Raw genomic sequence first — 16,674 nt, 5'->3', positions numbered from 1 at the left:
TGTGAGACTATGTTAGAGATTAACGACCTGATTTTTCGCTGGCCCGGTGCCGCCGACGCCACCCTCAACATACCCAAACTTGAAGTCGCCGCCGGTGAGCGGGTCTTTTTACATGGCCCAAGCGGCAGTGGTAAATCAACGCTGCTGGGACTGCTGAGCGGAATTAACAAGCCAGAAGCCGGCAGCATCCGCTTGCTTAACAGTGATCTGGCACAGCTCAGCGATGCCGCCAGAGACAAATTCAGAGCCGATCACATCGGCACAATCTTTCAGAACTTCAATTTACTGCCTTACCTGAGTCCGGTTGAAAATGTCATGCTCGGCTGCCATTTTTCCCGCAGCCGTACCGACCGTATTAAGACGTCGGGCAAAACCCTGGCTCAGCAGGCCGAACTGTTGTTACAGGAACTTGGCCTGGATGCCAGCATTATGTCACGTTCAGTGGCTCAGCTGAGTATTGGCCAGCAACAGCGCGTTGCCGCAGCCCGGGCCTTTATCGGTCAGCCTGAGTTGATCATTGCTGACGAGCCCACCTCCGCACTGGACGCCGACAATCGCAATACCTTTATCGAGTTGTTATTCAAAGAAGCCAGCCAATATGGCGCAACCATTTTATTCGTCAGTCATGACAGCAGCCTGGCTCCTTTGTTCGACAAACACCTGAGTCTGGTTGAATTAAACGGAGCAAGCCAATGAGATTAATCAGTCTGGCGAGCAAAAGTATGCTCAACCGCAAAGCCAGCGTGCTGCTGACCCTGTTCACCATTGCCATCAGTGTGATGCTACTGCTGACCATTGAAAGGGTGCGTCAGGAAGCGAAAAGCAGCTTTAGCAATACCGTATCAGGTACCGATCTTATCGTCGGAGCCCGCAGTGGCGACATCCAGCTGCTGCTCTCCAGTGTCTTTCGCATCGGTCATGCCAATAACAGTGTGAGCTGGGACAGCTATCAGGACATAAAAGCTCAGCGAGGTGTGAGCTGGACTATTCCCATCAGCCTGGGCGACAGCCACAAAGGTCATGCAGTACTGGGCACCGACAGCGCTTACTTTGAACACTTTCGCTATGGTAAGAAACAAACGCTGGCATTCGCCGCAGGCCGCGCTTTTGTTAATGCGCAGGAAGTGGTGCTGGGCAGTGACGTCGCCCAAAAAATGCATTACCAGCTTGGTCAGCAAATTGTGATTTCACACGGTATGGGCAATACCAGCTTCCATCACCACGATGATAATCCGATGACCATAGTTGGGATCCTGGCACCGACCGGCACACCGGTCGATAAAACCGTGCATGTGCCACTGGCGGCCATCGAGGCCATGCATAGCCAGCCTAAATCAACCCCCCGCATGATAGGTAAACCAAAACAGCCAGCTGGACACACGCATGATCATGCAGATGAACATGACCACAATGACAGTCATGACCACGGCCATGCAGATGAACATAAGCACCATGACAGCCATGACCACGACCATGCAGATGAACATAAGCACCATGACAGCCATGACCACGGCCATGTAGATGAACATAAGCACCATGACAGCCATGACCACGGTCACGGACACGATAAGCCCGACACCATCGCAGTTGCGGTACCAGCACCCGCAGATCTGCATGGCGATCTGATTGGTGAACCCAAACAGATCACGGCATTTTTAATGGGGCTGGACTCCCCGTTATACACCTTGCAGATCCGCCGGAATATCAATAATTACAAAGCAGAGCCGCTGCTGGCCATCATGCCCGGCGTCACATTACGTGAGCTGTGGCGCATGCTGGGCCTGGTAGAAAAGATCCTGCTACTGTTTTCTGCCGTGGTGGTTTTGATCAGCCTGCTGGGCATGCTGACCACCTTGTTGGCGACGCTCAACCAGCGCCGCCGAGAACTGGCCATTTTGCGCTCTGTGGGCGCGCGACCACGACACATTTTCACTCTAATGAGCAGCGAGGCTATCTTAATTACTGCAGCAGGCTGCACATTAGGCATTGCCTTGTTTTACGCCCTGATTGCACTGGCACAAGGTACGCTACAAAGTCAGTTCGGGATTAGCCTGAGCATTTCACTGCTCAGTCACTATGAACTCATGTTGATCGGCGTTATTGTCATGCAGTACTGGGCACCGACAGCGCTTACTTTGAACACTTTCGCTATGGTAAGAAACAAACGCTGGCATTCGCCGCAGGCCGCGCTTTTGTTAATGCGCAGGAAGTGGTGCTGGGCAGTGACGTCGCCCAAAAAATGCATTACCAGCTTGGTCAGCAAATTGTGATTTCACACGGTATGGGCAATACCAGCTTCCATCACCACGATGATAATCCGATGACCATAGTTGGGATCCTGGCACCGACCGGCACACCGGTCGATAAAACCGTGCATGTGCCACTGGCGGCCATCGAGGCCATGCATAGCCAGCCTAAATCAACCCCCCGCATGATAGGTAAACCAAAACAGCCAGCTGGACACACGCATGATCATGCAGATGAACATGACCACAATGACAGTCATGACCACGGCCATGCAGATGAACATAAGCACCATGACAGCCATGACCACGACCATGCAGATGAACATAAGCACCATGACAGCCATGACCACGACCATGCAGATGAACATAAGCACCATGACAGCCATGACCACGACCATGCAGATGAACATAAGCACCATGACAGCCATGACCACGACCATGCAGATGAACATAAGCACCATGACAGCCATGACCACGACCATGCAGATGAACATAAGCACCATGACAGCCATGACCACGACCATGCAGATGAACATAAGCACCATGACAGCCATGACCACGACCATGCAGATGAACATAAGCACCATGACAGCCATGACCACGACCATGCAGATGAACATAAGCACCATGACAGCCATGACCACGACCATGCAGATGAACATAAGCACCATGACAGCCATGACCACGACCATGCAGATGAACATAAGCACCATGACAGCCATGACCACGACCATGCAGATGAACATAAGCACCATGACAGCCATGACCACGACCATGCAGATGAACATAAGCACCATGACAGCCATGACCACGACCATGCAGATGAACATAAGCACCATGACAGCCATGACCACGGTCACGGACACGATAAGCCCGACACCATCGCAGTTGCGGTACCAGCACCCGCAGATCTGCATGGCGATCTGATTGGTGAACCCAAACAGATCACGGCATTTTTAATGGGGCTGGACTCCCCGTTATACACCTTGCAGATCCGCCGGAATATCAATAATTACAAAGCAGAGCCGCTGCTGGCCATCATGCCCGGCGTCACATTACGTGAGCTGTGGCGCATGCTGGGCCTGGTAGAAAAGATCCTGCTACTGTTTTCTGCCGTGGTGGTTTTGATCAGCCTGCTGGGCATGCTGACCACCTTGTTGGCGACGCTCAACCAGCGCCGCCGAGAACTGGCCATTTTGCGCTCTGTGGGCGCGCGACCACGACACATTTTCACTCTAATGAGCAGCGAGGCTATCTTAATTACTGCAGCAGGCTGCACATTAGGCATTGCCTTGTTTTACGCCCTGATTGCACTGGCACAAGGTACGCTACAAAGTCAGTTCGGGATTAGCCTGAGCATTTCACTGCTCAGTCACTATGAACTCATGTTGATCGGCGTTATTATGGCGGCCGGCACACTGATGGGCATATTGCCTGCAACCCGGGCCTATTTCTATTCGCTCAGCGATGGCATGAGCATTAAGCTATAAGAGGTTTTGAATGACACCATTACGCACTATTTTCTGGCTATGCACAACGCTGATGCTGTTTTGCGTGCAGGCACAGGCAGCACCGCCTAAAGAAATTTTCTGGGATGATCTGATCCCAAAAGGCCATGTCCAAATCAGCAATCAGGACGCCGCGGCCAGTCATGATGGCGATCAGCAAAACTGGGTACAGCCGGATCTTGATGCCCCGGTCGTGAAAAGCTTAGATGGTAAGCAAGTGAGCTTGCCCGGGTTTGTAGTGCCGCTTGAAGGAGACAGTGAAGTGATCACTGAGTTCTTACTGGTGCCTTACTTCGGGGCATGTATTCATGTACCACCCCCACCGCCCAACCAGATTGTACATGTCAAAATCAAGAATGGGGTGCCCATCGACAGCCTGTATGATGCAATTACTGTAACGGGTACTATGAAGGTCGCAACCTGGAAGGGTGATCTGGCGCAAACCGGTTATAAGATGGACGCGGTTGGCGTCGCGCCGTTTGAATTATAAACGTAGGTTATCTGTCTGAAAGTGGCTCAATGATGAGCCACTAGATAGCCAGTCCAGCCTTAGCAAAGACAGCTTCTGAAATGATAGGTATCGCATATAACGGCAACCGTGTTACACGAGTCGCGCTCAGTATACCTTACGCCACCGGCAACCTGCGGTGTTTGTGCACCATCCAGTGAACGCGCCTGGCCACCCAACTGCTTCATCGATTTTTTGTTTAATTTTAATTTCATAGTGTATTTCCTTATTATGAACATAAGCACCATGACAGCCATGACCACGACCATGCAGATGAACATAAGCACCATGACAGCCATGACCACGACCATGCAGATGAACATAAGCACCATGACAGCCATGACCACGACCATGCAGATGAACATAAGCACCATGACAGCCATGACCACGACCATGCAGATGAACATAAGCACCATGACAGCCATGACCACGACCATGCAGATGAACATAAGCACCATGACAGCCATGACCACGACCATGCAGATGAACATAAGCACCATGACAGCCATGACCACGGTCACGGACACGATAAGCCCGACACCATCGCAGTTGCGGTACCAGCACCCGCAGATCTGCATGGCGATCTGATTGGTGAACCCAAACAGATCACGGCATTTTTAATGGGGCTGGACTCCCCGTTATACACCTTGCAGATCCGCCGGAATATCAATAATTACAAAGCAGAGCCGCTGCTGGCCATCATGCCCGGCGTCACATTACGTGAGCTGTGGCGCATGCTGGGCCTGGTAGAAAAGATCCTGCTACTGTTTTCTGCCGTGGTGGTTTTGATCAGCCTGCTGGGCATGCTGACCACCTTGTTGGCGACGCTCAACCAGCGCCGCCGAGAACTGGCCATTTTGCGCTCTGTGGGCGCGCGACCACGACACATTTTCACTCTAATGAGCAGCGAGGCTATCTTAATTACTGCAGCAGGCTGCACATTAGGCATTGCCTTGTTTTACGCCCTGATTGCACTGGCACAAGGTACGCTACAAAGTCAGTTCGGGATTAGCCTGAGCATTTCACTGCTCAGTCACTATGAACTCATGTTGATCGGCGTTATTATGGCGGCCGGCACACTGATGGGCATATTGCCTGCAACCCGGGCCTATTTCTATTCGCTCAGCGATGGCATGAGCATTAAGCTATAAGAGGTTTTGAATGACACCATTACGCACTATTTTCTGGCTATGCACAACGCTGATGCTGTTTTGCGTGCAGGCACAGGCAGCACCGCCTAAAGAAATTTTCTGGGATGATCTGATCCCAAAAGGCCATGTCCAAATCAGCAATCAGGACGCCGCGGCCAGTCATGATGGCGATCAGCAAAACTGGGTACAGCCGGATCTTGATGCCCCGGTCGTGAAAAGCTTAGATGGTAAGCAAGTGAGCTTGCCCGGGTTTGTAGTGCCGCTTGAAGGAGACAGTGAAGTGATCACTGAGTTCTTACTGGTGCCTTACTTCGGGGCATGTATTCATGTACCACCCCCACCGCCCAACCAGATTGTACATGTCAAAATCAAGAATGGGGTGCCCATCGACAGCCTGTATGATGCAATTACTGTAACGGGTACTATGAAGGTCGCAACCTGGAAGGGTGATCTGGCGCAAACCGGTTATAAGATGGACGCGGTTGGCGTCGCGCCGTTTGAATTATAAACGTAGGTTATCTGTCTGAAAGTGGCTCAATGATGAGCCACTAGATAGCCAGTCCAGCCTTAGCAAAGACAGCTTCTGAAATGATAGGTATCGCATATAACGGCAACCGTGTTACACGAGTCGCGCTCAGTATACCTTACGCCACCGGCAACCTGCGGTGTTTGTGCACCATCCAGTGAACGCGCCTGGCCACCCAACTGCTTCATCGATTTTTTGTTTAATTTTAATTTCATAGTGTATTTCCTTATTGTTATACCAATTTGCTTAATTAAGTGATCTATTTTGAGGCGAGAAAATAGGGTCGATAACAAGGCAAAAATTTTGCTATTTAGTTGTTCTAAATGAGAAATTTTTAACGCTGTTAGCGTCCTATTTGCTCCTTCAAATAGACCAGGTATTAAGTGAAATTGGTATTATTTTGAAAGACGTGCTTTTTAGCACCCTACCACCATTGCATATATTTTAGCCAAATGCAAAGCTACCACAGTGCCAATTGCTGGCAGAGGATATGCATCAATTTGGGGTCTTCCTGCATCAGTGTTTTCAGTTTATCAACTGGGATCCACACCACTTCACAGGGCGTTTCAGCCAGATAATCCAGGGCAGATGAGCCCGTTAATAAAGCCGTTATGCCGAGCGTCTCGCCCGGCCCCCTGACAACAACCTGGCTATTGCCCTGTCCACCCGCAACCACTTCTCGCACACTGCCCCGGTAAATCACACCCAGTTTACTCAGCGATTTACCTTGTCTTATCAGCACCTGACCCACATCGTAAATACCGCGCTCCTGACAACTGCTAATTTGTTCACGGGTGCTCTGTGTGACGCCGTGTAACCAGGGGATCTGCTGATCCAATTGTGCCGCCTCCGTCTGGCGAAAAATCGATGCCTGTTGCAGCGCCGCCATACGCTTTTCGACGTCTTCCAGCAACCGGCTGGCTTCGGGTTTGTCGAGCACTGCCAGCTTGAGCTGCTCTTTAATCACAGCACGCTCACGGTTCAGCAGTAGCCGGGTTGCAGCCTGTGACTGAAGCGCCTGCACTATATCCGGAAACGTTTCCTGTAGCTCATTGATGCGTGCGATGGTCTGAGCCATGTTATCCTGCACCTGCTGGCGCACCTGTGCCGCTATCTGGGCGTTCGGCGATAAGGTATCAATATGACTTTCCAGCGCTTCCTGCGCCTGAATAAAGCCCCTGGCCACATCATACCCCACCACCAGACGCTCAAAGTATAATCGTAATAACGTCCGCTCTAACCAGGCTATACCCCGCATTCGCTCCAGCCAGCCGGGTACTTGCCAGGTTGCCAGCAAGCTATCACGCTGACCAATGCAGGGCTCACCATCCAGCGCCAGTTCAACCGCTTCAACCAGCAAATTGGTTGCCCGTTTTCCCAATGTGCCTTGCTCAAACTGAGTCCAGTAATGTTTGCGTTCGGTTTCCAGTAAGCGGCGCAAAAAAGCCGTGTCTAAATCCGCCTGGTCGATCGGCGCATCCGGATCGGTTTGCGCCATAGCTCCGAGCTTGACCTGGGCTTTCACCTGTTGCCAGTCAGCCCCGCGCAAGAAGGGGCTATCCATCATAGTCGGCAGCATGGTTTGCAGGGTATTGGCCACTTGCTGATTGGCTTTGTCGACCGTGGCTTGTTTGGCCGGGGGCAGACTGTCGAGGCGCAGGAACTTCAGCAACATGCCCATAGTGCCGCCATTGATTAAAATCGTCAGGACCACAATCCCGGCACATAAAAACAACATGCGATCACTGATCTCCTTTGGGATCGCCTCGCTCGCTGCCACCGTCAAAGCCAGCGCCAGAGATACAGCCCCTCGCAACCCGCCCCAACATAAGACACTGGCTTTTTCGAAGGTAATACCGACCCCTATGCGGCTCAACAATGGCGTAAACACAGTGATGGATGTCGCGCGGATCAGCATGATCCCGACGTACAAAATACCCAGTGTTTGCCACGCCTGTAGATCATCCAGCGGCACCCGAATGGCCACCAGGATCCCCACCAGCAGAAAAATACAGGTATTGGCAATGTGCGCCATCATTTCCCAAAAGTGATGTAAAAACCCCGCCACCTCGGGGCTGATCCGAGTCCGCCCCACACTGGCCAGCACCAGTGCCAGCGTCACCACAGCCACCACGCCGGAAACATGAAACGACTCGGAGATAAAAAAGGCTGAATATGCTGCCGCGATGGTCAGCGTGATCTCTATCATAGGATCGTTAAACACCCGATCGATCCACATAATACATAACCCACCCAGTACCAGACCTATCGCCAAACCGACCAGTACCACACCGGCAAACTGCCCGACAGCTTGCACCGGTGAAGCCATCATGGCTCCCTCTCCGCCGCTGCTGGCAAGCACCCAGACATAGAACAAACTGAAAAACACGATGGCGGTACCATCATTGAGCAAAGACTCGCCCTCAATCAGGGTTTCGAGGCGTTTACGCGAACTCACTTCCTTCAGTAAAGCCACCACAGCAACCGGATCGGTAGCACTGATCAGGGCACCGAACATCAGGCACATGGCCCAGCTCCATTGCCAGTGCTCGGGCACGCTCATATGTAATAATTCGGCCGTCAGCCAGATGGCCAGCATCAGGCCAGGCACGGCTAAAATAGCTATCTGGGTAAACATGCGGCGGAACAAATGCACTTCCATCGCAAAAGCGCTCTCAAAGATAAGTGTCGGCAGGAATAAAAATAAAAACAGGTGCGGGTCGATGTCGGCAACCAGGGTTAAGGTATCGCCGACCATCTGAGTGTCACCACTAAAGACATCGCCACGCTGTGCCAGGCCAATACAGATCCCAATCACCAGCAACGCTACGGTATAGGGGATCTGGGTATTTTTCAGGACATGACGGGTCAGCGCCCCAATAAACAGGGCCAAAATCAAAAATACCAGGACCAGAATGCCAGACTCAAACTGCATACCAGCCACCTTAACCGATGCGCTCAGAATGCAGTAAGCTTAGTCCACTCAGACTGGCCCTGTTAGTTTATGGGCAAAAAACTCAGCCCTCAGTTTTGCCCGGATAGTAAATCGTCACCGGCTGCGAGTAATTGGGCACATCATCATAGCTAAACACCGCATAATACTTAGCAATATCCGGCGTACCAAAATTATCCAGGGTATAGTTGTCCCGACCGCCATATAGCTTTACGCCATCAAATGGGGAACGTGGCGGATGGAAGCGGTTGCGTACCACGAAAAAGCCCACCAGATCTTCATCCTCTGCATTGTCCCAGGTCAGTTTCACTACGCCGTTTTCGACCTGAGTTTGTAGATTATGTGGTGCGGCCACCGGATGTTTGCGTCGCGCAATGTAATCTATTTTCAGCTGAGCGGGTTGCTGATCCTGACAGTTGGTCCAGTTTACCAGTGCATCCGTTGCCTGCGACTCCGCCGTAGCGCGAATAATAAAGTAAAAGGGTGTCTGTGCCTGATGTAAACGCTCCAGCTCCTGCAAGCTATAGCTGTCGAAAATAAAGTGATGCTCGGCGCGCTCTCTGAGTTGCTCATTGCTGACCTCATAGCCGATATACTCTATTTTCTGACGTTGCTTAACGTGTTGATAATCCACGTCCCGCAATTCCACCAACTCTATGGTAAAGCGCACATCCCGCGCAGATGCGATGGAATTGCACGAGCGCACCGTCAGACAGGCATTAGTAAACACGGTACGCTCCACAGGCAAGTCCACATTTAAGTCAAACGACATCTGTCCGTACACAATATCGCCTTCGGTATCGAACCCGGATGCCAATTTTTCGGCCACCACCTTGTCTTTATAAATGGTATTACAGGCCAATGGACTCAGGACCAGTTGCTGTTCGGGCAACTGATAAACCAGCTCCAGATTGGGCCGATAATGTAAACCGCTACCAAATGGCCCATAGCCGATATCAAACTGCATCACCTGAGAGTCTTTGCCCAGCGGCAATTTTTTAGGGCCCTGCAACCGCAGTAACAGACGCTGCTGTTTTAAGAGTTTGGCCAGCAAGCTACGCTCAACGCCATTAAATTGCCATTTCAGCCAGATCCCCTGAGTCAGTTTGTCAGACTCAATGGTTTGCCCCAGCGTATGCAAAGGCTTAGCCTCTGCAATGGCAGCGTAGTCATAGATGTCTTCAATCTGCTCAGCATCAAGGATCGCCACCGACCACTCACCATATTTTTCAATTTTGGCTGCTACCCGGTTCATAGGATATATAAAGAACTGGGCGCTTAAGATCTGCGATCCTGCGTTGATACTGCTGAGATCAAACTGCACCACGCCCATGCTGACACCACGTTTCTTATCAACCCCAATAAACATAGAGTTATAACCAAAGTGTTCTTTATTTTTGACCTGATTATTTTGCGATAAGTAGCCCACCGACTCACGAGCAGGGAACAAAGTACGGGCACTTTCAGTTCGTGCCAGACGGGTTTTCAGCCGCAGCTCCGGGCTGAATGGCGACTTTATCTTAGTCACCTTGTCCACGGCACGAATGTTGTAAAAATAACTGTGTCCGCTGAGCAGCTGACTATCCGTAAAGCTCAGCGTTTTAGTAATGGCGACTAAGGTCTCTTCACCACATGGGTTTTTGTTATGCTGACTGCGATAGACTTCAAAATAGATATCATCACGATCCTCATATTGCCATTCCAGCTCAACACTGTCATGGGCCACGGATTTGATGGTAAAGCCTGCCACTCGCTTGGGTGCCAACGGCGAGTAATTGATCGCCTCACTCAGCGCATATTGTACGGCTGGAATATTCTCGGCCACACTCTCGGACATATTTTTCATATAATCCGGAATGTTACGCGTGCCCACTTCCACCACGGTGGCAATGATCCCCTTGCGATAATAGTACTCACGGCCACTGCCGTGGATCAGCTGAGCTGGCGGTTTGCCCCGATGGATCCCGTACTGGCGACCAGTCACCTTTTTGATTTCGTGGTTCATATTAGCGCACAGCACATTCAAGTCGGTCCCTTCGATTTCTACTTCATGATTGAACTTATGTGCCGGAAAAAACACATTGCCCTGGGAGTGATAATCCAGTGCGATACGAATGTTCTCGTGGCTTTCTACAAAATCACGAATAGCACAGGTTTCTGGCTCAGAAAACGCGTGAGGCCCGCCATAGGTATTCGATCCTGTGTTCTGATTACGCATAAACTTCGCATCGAAATTGCGGTTTAAGTCCACCCCAAACGTCCCATCACCATTGTTACGCCGATTCTTGCGCCAGAATGAGAAGTGGTTGCGGGAATACTCAAAGCCATCCGGATTCAGGCACGGCACCATATACAAAGTATTACGGGTCAAAGCATTTTGTAGCTTCGGGTTGAAACGATAGTTATCAATCACATACTGAACAAACTTCACCGCCAACTCATTGCCAATCCACTCCCGCGCATGAATTGATCCGGTATACAGTAACGCCGGTTTATCGTCGGCGTAGGTGACATCCAGCGAGATGGTCACCAGCATGATCGGTCGGCCTTCCCAGGTTTCACCTATGCTCTGTAAACGGATCAAATGGGGATGCGCGCTCATGGCGCTTTGCAGGAACTCTATGGTGTCCTGATAGGACGCGTATTGGATTTTCATAGCGGTTGCTCAGTTGCGGAAAACGAAAAGCTATAACCCGGATCAGGCCTGCCTGATCCGGTACAGCAAGAAACACTAATGTGTGGTCATTCCAGACGGCATGACTTGTTGCCAGTGTGCGACGATCTTTTCTAATTTTTTGTCCTTAAGGTTTTTCACCACACAAAGTTGTTGCGGCTCAGTGTTTAGCGCTTCAACGACGCCATGTGCACCAAAGGTCGACATGATCTCATCGATCATCTTGTCGCCAATGCCTTTCACCTGTGCCAGGATCTCCCGGATCTGAGCATCATCGAACACAGGCGCGGGATAACTATTCAGCTCCAGACCAGCATGCTCATCACTGCCAGGAATAGGCTGGCAGGCTTTGGCTGCGGCCGATTTAGCGTGCAACACAAAGTTGTCCTGCAAATTCCAGATCTCACTTGGCCACTCTTCAAGGCGCTGGTACTGGGTATCCAGGATAGGAAAATGCTGCTCATCCATACCATGAAATACCTCGCCACAGTCCTGACTTGGTGTGTAACTGGAAAAGCCGATATGGCGCATCGTGCGCAGCAGACGTGAATCAATTTTGCCAAGCTCTTCCCAGTTATACAGCGGGATCGTTGGCTTGCGGAAGTGACCATCCGAGAGCAGCCACATCAGATACTGGCCTATCCAATCTCGAATATAAGGGAACGCAGCAAATGCCGTGGCACATTCTAAAATGCGTAACTTGCCATCTTTGCCCAGCGCAATATCACAGGCCCAGTATTCCGCGTTGGCTGCTTTTGAGGCGGCGGTCGCCAGCTTAAGTACCGACTTAGGGACTGCCTGATAATCCATGCTGCCACCCTGGCTGGTGTTGGTTAACCACTCTCCTTCAGGAGGACGACGCCAGAAAGCACATACGGGTTTGTGACCCACCAGCATAACGCGAATATCAGCTTCCATCGGCACAAAGTCTTGTACATAAGCCGGGTAGTATTTTTTCTCTGTCAGTAATGCCATCGCTTCGTCGTAGTTATCGACTTTATGCACAAAGTAGCCGCCGTAATTTGACGGACCATACGAGCGCTTGATGATCTTAGGGTACGTGGCCTGGCTGAGATAACGCTTTGCTTTTTCAGGTACGTAAAAGATTTCCGTATGCGGTGCCGGTAACTTGTACTTACGACAAAAATGCGTCACGTTCTCTTTTGATTTATTAGAAAACTGACTGTCCAGCGAGGGCAAAAAGCGTACATGCGGCAATGCACGGGCAATTTCGCGGAACGTTTCATAGGCAGTTGCGGGTATATTGCCAATCAGCACATCAATTTGCTTTTGCTTCACTTCGGCAATAAAGCGCGCTTTGTCATTGCCCCAGTGATATACCACAGTTTCGATTTTATCTGGCCAACCTTTGAAGTTGGATTTATCAAAAAAACGTAACACGTAATCCAGATAGAGAAGTCCAATCTTTGGGAGTTTGGGTTTTGCAGTCATTGCTCGGGCCACCTTGGCAAAATTAATGGGTTAGTAAAATGGGTCAGTAATATGGCCATCAGGCCACTTTGTGCGTATGCAGGGCATGCTTTTGAGTCGCAGTGCGCTCAATCAAATCCACCATGGCGTCGATCTTGGCCTGGTTAAAATTGATCCCCAGCGCTTCTTGCTCAGGTGTTGCGAAAGCCGGTATGGTATTCACTTCCAGCACCACATATTCTTCCCGCTCCCGATCGTAGATCAGATCAACACCCGCTATCTCCAGACCTAATGTGTTCGCGGCGCGGATCGCCAGATCGACCACTTCGTCGTCGGGTTCACGGACAAACACAGAGCCACCACTGGTGATATTGGTTTTCCAGTCATCCTTGGGCGCTTTACGGCCATAACAGCCGACAAATTTGCCATCCACCACATCGATACGGAAGTCGGTATTATCGTAGTCAATGAACCGCTCAACATAAAAGTAACGTAAGTCGGTACGACTCAGAAATGGCAACAACATGTCCAGCGCCTGCTCACTGTCGATTTTGACAATGCCAACGCCACCCCAGCCATCAGTGGGCTTGTAAATCAGCTTGCCACCAAAGTCTCTGAGTGCGTGCTTTAACCCATCCATGTCGTTTTTATGGCACAGACGATAGTCCGCGGTGCAGATCCCCTGGCTGTTGAGTAGGTGTGAGGTGCGAAATTTGTCTTCGGCAAGCGCAAACGCATCATAGTTGTTTAGCGTGGGAATGGCCTGGCTCAGCGCCTGATAGAGATACACCTGAAACTGGGTTTGCTGGCCGGCGTTGTAACTCAAAAACGTATCCAGCTGTTCCATCACGACACCATTACAGGTTATCTGGCCATCTTTTGCCCGGGCATCTCGTAAATTGAGCCCGGTGCTGGTTTGGATCCCGCGCTCAGCCAGAGCGTGAACCAGGCGCTGCTCAATCTCGCGCCCTCCACCATTTTCGTACATCCAGATGCCAACGTGCGGCGCCGCAACAGAGCGTGTCATAAAGTGTCTCCTTGGTCCTTGAACAGGTGCATAAAATTTGGTCAGGAAGGCTATTCTACAGGGCACTGTGTGACAGATTTTTGATCGTTCCTCTGTACCTCCCGGGATCCAAAAACTGTTCATAATTCCGTCACCCAACTGTCATCGAAAATCGCCACGATGGGCCCAAAATTACCGCAGGGACCTGTTATGGATAGTCTTGACTTTAATGAGCTCGCGTCTTTAATTCGTTGTAATTCTTACAGTAAACACAAACCGGGTGTCGATGCACACGGCGAGCAGATGATTGAACTGGCCGCCCCTCTGGGCTACACACTGACTCGATATCAAAGGGAGCATATTGGCGATCATCTGTTATTGCGCGCCCCCAGAGGCGCAGGCAAACAGATCCTGTTGCTGGGCCATCTGGACACTGTGTATCCGCCAGAAACTTTTGTCGAATTTAGCCAGGACGAAGAGTGTGTTTATGGCCCCGGTGTCTGTGATATGAAAGGCGGCAACTGGGTTGCACTGAACGCATTGCGCCAGCTTAAACGCACATATGGCAAGCTCCATAACATTGACTGGTTGCTGGTCAGCGATGAAGAAATTGGCAGCGATGACAGCAAAGCGCTGACGACAAAAATCACCAAGCAATATGATGCCTGCCTGGTCTTTGAAGCTGCTGGTAAAAATCATGAACTGGTTGTGGCCCGCAAAGGCATTGCGACCTTTACCATCACCATTAGCGGCAAAGCAGCCCATGCAGGTAACCACTATCGTGATGGCATTGATGCCAACTTCGCACTGGCAAACATGTTAATGGAAATGTCCGCCCTGACCGACCTGAAACGAGGCAGCACGGTCAATGTGGGCAAAATCCAGGGTGGCATTGGTGCCAATACCATTTCACCGTCCGCCACTATGGTCGTTGAAGCCCGCTTCACCAAAGCTTCTGAACAGCAACGCTTACTCGAAGGCATAGAGAACATTTGTCTGGCCATTGAAGTGACCGGTGTATCCGTTAAGTTAGAGGGCGGGTTGCAACGCGGTGTGATGGCACCAACGGATGAACAATCCGCTTTACTGTCTGAGATCAATGAGATCCTGGGATACGAATTGCCAGTGGAACATCGCGGTGGGGTATCCGACGCAAACACCGCAGCCGCAACTGGGACGCCTACCCTGGATGGTTTTGGGCCCTACGGCGATGGCGATCACACCATCCATGAGCGGGCACTGAAGTCCAGCTTTGCACTGCGTATTGAACAAGTAACACAGATCCTGGCCAGCCTGTGCTATCAGGCCGAGCCAGAAGCTGCACTAAGCGACAACGATTAACGCTGGCACTGTGGGCAATATACGGTGCTGCGTTGACCCAGGCGGATCTCCTTCAGGGTTGTTTCGCAGCTGACACAAGGTTCGCCCTTGCGTCCATAGACCAGTAACTCTTGCGCAAAGTAGCCCGGTTTACCGTCACTTTGCGCAAAATCCTTCAGGGTGGTGCCACCTTGTTTTATGGCACTCGCTAGGGTCTCCTTAATGATGGGAGTTAAGCGCTGGTAGCGCTGCAATGACACTTTACCGGCTTCCCGTTTAGGGTGGATCCCGGCCTTAAACAAAGATTCATTGGCGTAGATATTACCCACCCCGACGACGACATGATTGTCCATAATGAACTGTTTGATTGCCACCTTTTTTCCACGACTGGCTGCATACAAGTGATCGGCGGTAAACGCTTCCGTAAGCGGCTCCGGTCCCAGTTTTGCAAATACGCTGTGTTCCTCAGCGGCCCCTTGCCACAGGCAGGCGCCAAAACGCCGCGGGTCATTCAGGCGCAATGCCAGCCCATTGGTAAAATGAAATTCAATGTGATCGTGCTTTTTTAACGGCGTATCCTGCGCCACAACGCGCAGGTTGCCCGACATGCCGAGGTGTAAGATGGCCGTGCCCAACGGGCTTTCCAGCAATAAATATTTTGCCCGCCGCTTCACGGCACTGATGACTTGCCCTTCTAACAGGCTTACCTGCTCAGGGACCGGCCAGCGCAACTGACGCTGGTGCACAATAACTTTACTGACACCCTGACTCAGGATATGGGGTTCAATGCCTAAACGGCTGACTTCGACTTCTGGTAATTCTGGCATTACTTCAACTCAATTGGGGCAAATAGCTGTTGCGCCTGTGCTTTACTGACACTAAACCAACGCTGTGGTTGTCTGGCAAAAAGATAATAGCTTTGTTGCTGGTGATACAGCTGAAAGCTGAGCGGCAGTTCACTGCCAGCCAGCCAGAACTGAGCCACACTCACTGCGGCGCTCGCTGGCAGGCCTGGATTGTCAGTGACAGTCAGCTCGCTTTCCTGCCACTGGGTGATCAACGCCTCTAAGGTGCTCGGTTGCGCCTGCCAATCGGCCTGAGCATCGGCACTGAGTCGCCAGGATGTACCTATACGCTCAATCTTATAGCCAGGAAAACCCAGTGCCAGTACGAAGCTTTGCTGTTCAAAAAGCGGCATACTCCCGCGCTCTTCCGCTGGCGGATTAATTTTCTGATGTATGCCGTTAAGGAAAAAGATCATGATCAACATAGAGAAGATCACCACATTATTCCATGCTTTACGGCTCAAACGCATAACTACTCCACGGCTTGCTTACCCCGCAACACGGCG

13 protein-coding genes and 1 pseudogene are annotated in these 16,674 nt (G+C 51.1%); 7 read left to right on the top strand and 7 right to left on the bottom strand.

Features of this window, described 5'->3' with window-relative positions:
* Nucleotides 1-9: 9 nt before the first annotated feature.
* The 6 genes and pseudogenes from PRUB_RS00760 (at nt 10) to PRUB_RS00725 (ending at nt 5,921) form a co-directional block, all read left to right on the top strand.
* Nucleotides 10-696, top strand: coding sequence for an ABC transporter ATP-binding protein (locus PRUB_RS00760; RefSeq protein WP_010383374.1), 687 nt, complete (start codon nt 10-12; stop codon nt 694-696).
* Nucleotides 693-2,270: an ABC transporter permease gene (locus PRUB_RS00755; protein ID WP_242065201.1), complete on the top strand. Its 1,578-nt coding sequence runs from the start codon at nt 693-695 to the stop codon at nt 2,268-2,270. Before PRUB_RS00760 ends, PRUB_RS00755 begins: the two co-directional genes overlap by 4 nt.
* Nucleotides 2,168-3,736: an ABC transporter permease gene (locus PRUB_RS26360; protein WP_242065207.1), complete on the top strand. Its 1,569-nt coding sequence runs from the start codon at nt 2,168-2,170 to the stop codon at nt 3,734-3,736. The genes PRUB_RS00755 and PRUB_RS26360 overlap by 103 nt, the downstream gene beginning before the upstream one ends.
* 52 nt (nt 3,737-3,788) lie before the next feature.
* Nucleotides 3,789-4,244: a DUF3299 domain-containing protein gene (locus tag PRUB_RS00740; RefSeq protein WP_237113831.1), complete on the top strand. Its 456-nt coding sequence runs from the start codon at nt 3,789-3,791 to the stop codon at nt 4,242-4,244.
* A gap of 452 nt (nt 4,245-4,696) precedes the next feature.
* Nucleotides 4,697-5,413 (top strand): annotated as a pseudogene (locus PRUB_RS00730) (ABC transporter permease); the annotation flags it as partial.
* A 52-nt stretch (nt 5,414-5,465) separates the two neighbouring features.
* The gene (locus PRUB_RS00725; RefSeq protein WP_237113831.1) at nt 5,466-5,921 is read left to right on the top strand and encodes a DUF3299 domain-containing protein; all 456 of its coding nucleotides are present in this window, start codon (nt 5,466-5,468) and stop codon (nt 5,919-5,921) included.
* A gap of 59 nt (nt 5,922-5,980) precedes the next feature.
* On the opposite strand, the gene PRUB_RS00720 is transcribed toward PRUB_RS00725, so the two are convergent.
* The 5 genes from PRUB_RS00720 to PRUB_RS00700 form a co-directional block, all read right to left on the bottom strand.
* A complete protein-coding gene (locus tag PRUB_RS00720; RefSeq protein ID WP_155946253.1) occupies nt 5,981-6,154 on the bottom strand; it encodes a hypothetical protein in 174 nt (57 codons plus the stop codon).
* 245 nt (nt 6,155-6,399) lie between these two features.
* A complete protein-coding gene (locus PRUB_RS00715) occupies nt 6,400-8,874 on the bottom strand; it encodes a cation:proton antiporter domain-containing protein (RefSeq protein ID WP_010383377.1) in 2,475 nt (824 codons plus the stop codon).
* 82 nt (nt 8,875-8,956) lie between these two features.
* A complete protein-coding gene (locus tag PRUB_RS00710; RefSeq protein ID WP_010383378.1) occupies nt 8,957-11,548 on the bottom strand; it encodes a M14 family zinc carboxypeptidase in 2,592 nt (863 codons plus the stop codon).
* Between the two features lie 75 nt (nt 11,549-11,623).
* Complete coding sequence (locus tag PRUB_RS00705; protein WP_010383381.1) at nt 11,624-13,018, bottom strand: ATP-grasp domain-containing protein; 1,395 nt, start codon at nt 13,016-13,018, stop codon at nt 11,624-11,626.
* Nucleotides 13,019-13,076: 58 nt separating this feature from the next.
* The gene (locus PRUB_RS00700; RefSeq protein WP_010383382.1) at nt 13,077-14,024 is read right to left on the bottom strand and encodes an ATP-grasp domain-containing protein; all 948 of its coding nucleotides are present in this window, start codon (nt 14,022-14,024) and stop codon (nt 13,077-13,079) included.
* A gap of 189 nt (nt 14,025-14,213) precedes the next feature.
* Between PRUB_RS00700 and PRUB_RS00695 the strand changes: the two genes are divergently transcribed.
* The gene (locus PRUB_RS00695) at nt 14,214-15,344 is read left to right on the top strand and encodes a M20 family metallopeptidase (RefSeq protein ID WP_010383383.1); all 1,131 of its coding nucleotides are present in this window, start codon (nt 14,214-14,216) and stop codon (nt 15,342-15,344) included.
* On the opposite strand, the gene mutM is transcribed toward PRUB_RS00695, so the two are convergent.
* Entirely contained in the window at nt 15,341-16,150 is an 810-nt protein-coding gene (gene mutM / locus PRUB_RS00690; protein ID WP_010383384.1) for a bifunctional DNA-formamidopyrimidine glycosylase/DNA-(apurinic or apyrimidinic site) lyase, read from the bottom strand. The genes PRUB_RS00695 and mutM overlap by 4 nt on opposite strands.
* Nucleotides 16,150-16,638 carry a hypothetical protein gene (locus tag PRUB_RS00685; protein ID WP_010383385.1) on the bottom strand — a complete coding sequence of 163 codons (489 nt, stop codon included), beginning with the start codon at nt 16,636-16,638 and terminating at the stop codon, nt 16,150-16,152. The genes mutM and PRUB_RS00685 overlap by 1 nt, the downstream gene beginning before the upstream one ends.
* Nucleotides 16,639-16,674: the final 36 nt, after the last annotated feature.

This window comes from Pseudoalteromonas rubra (genome assembly GCF_000238295.3).
GTDB classification, from domain to species: Bacteria; Pseudomonadota; Gammaproteobacteria; order Enterobacterales; family Alteromonadaceae; genus Pseudoalteromonas; species Pseudoalteromonas rubra.
The sequence above is the reverse complement of the archived record's forward strand: the minus strand, read 5'-3'. Positions and strand labels throughout refer to the sequence as shown.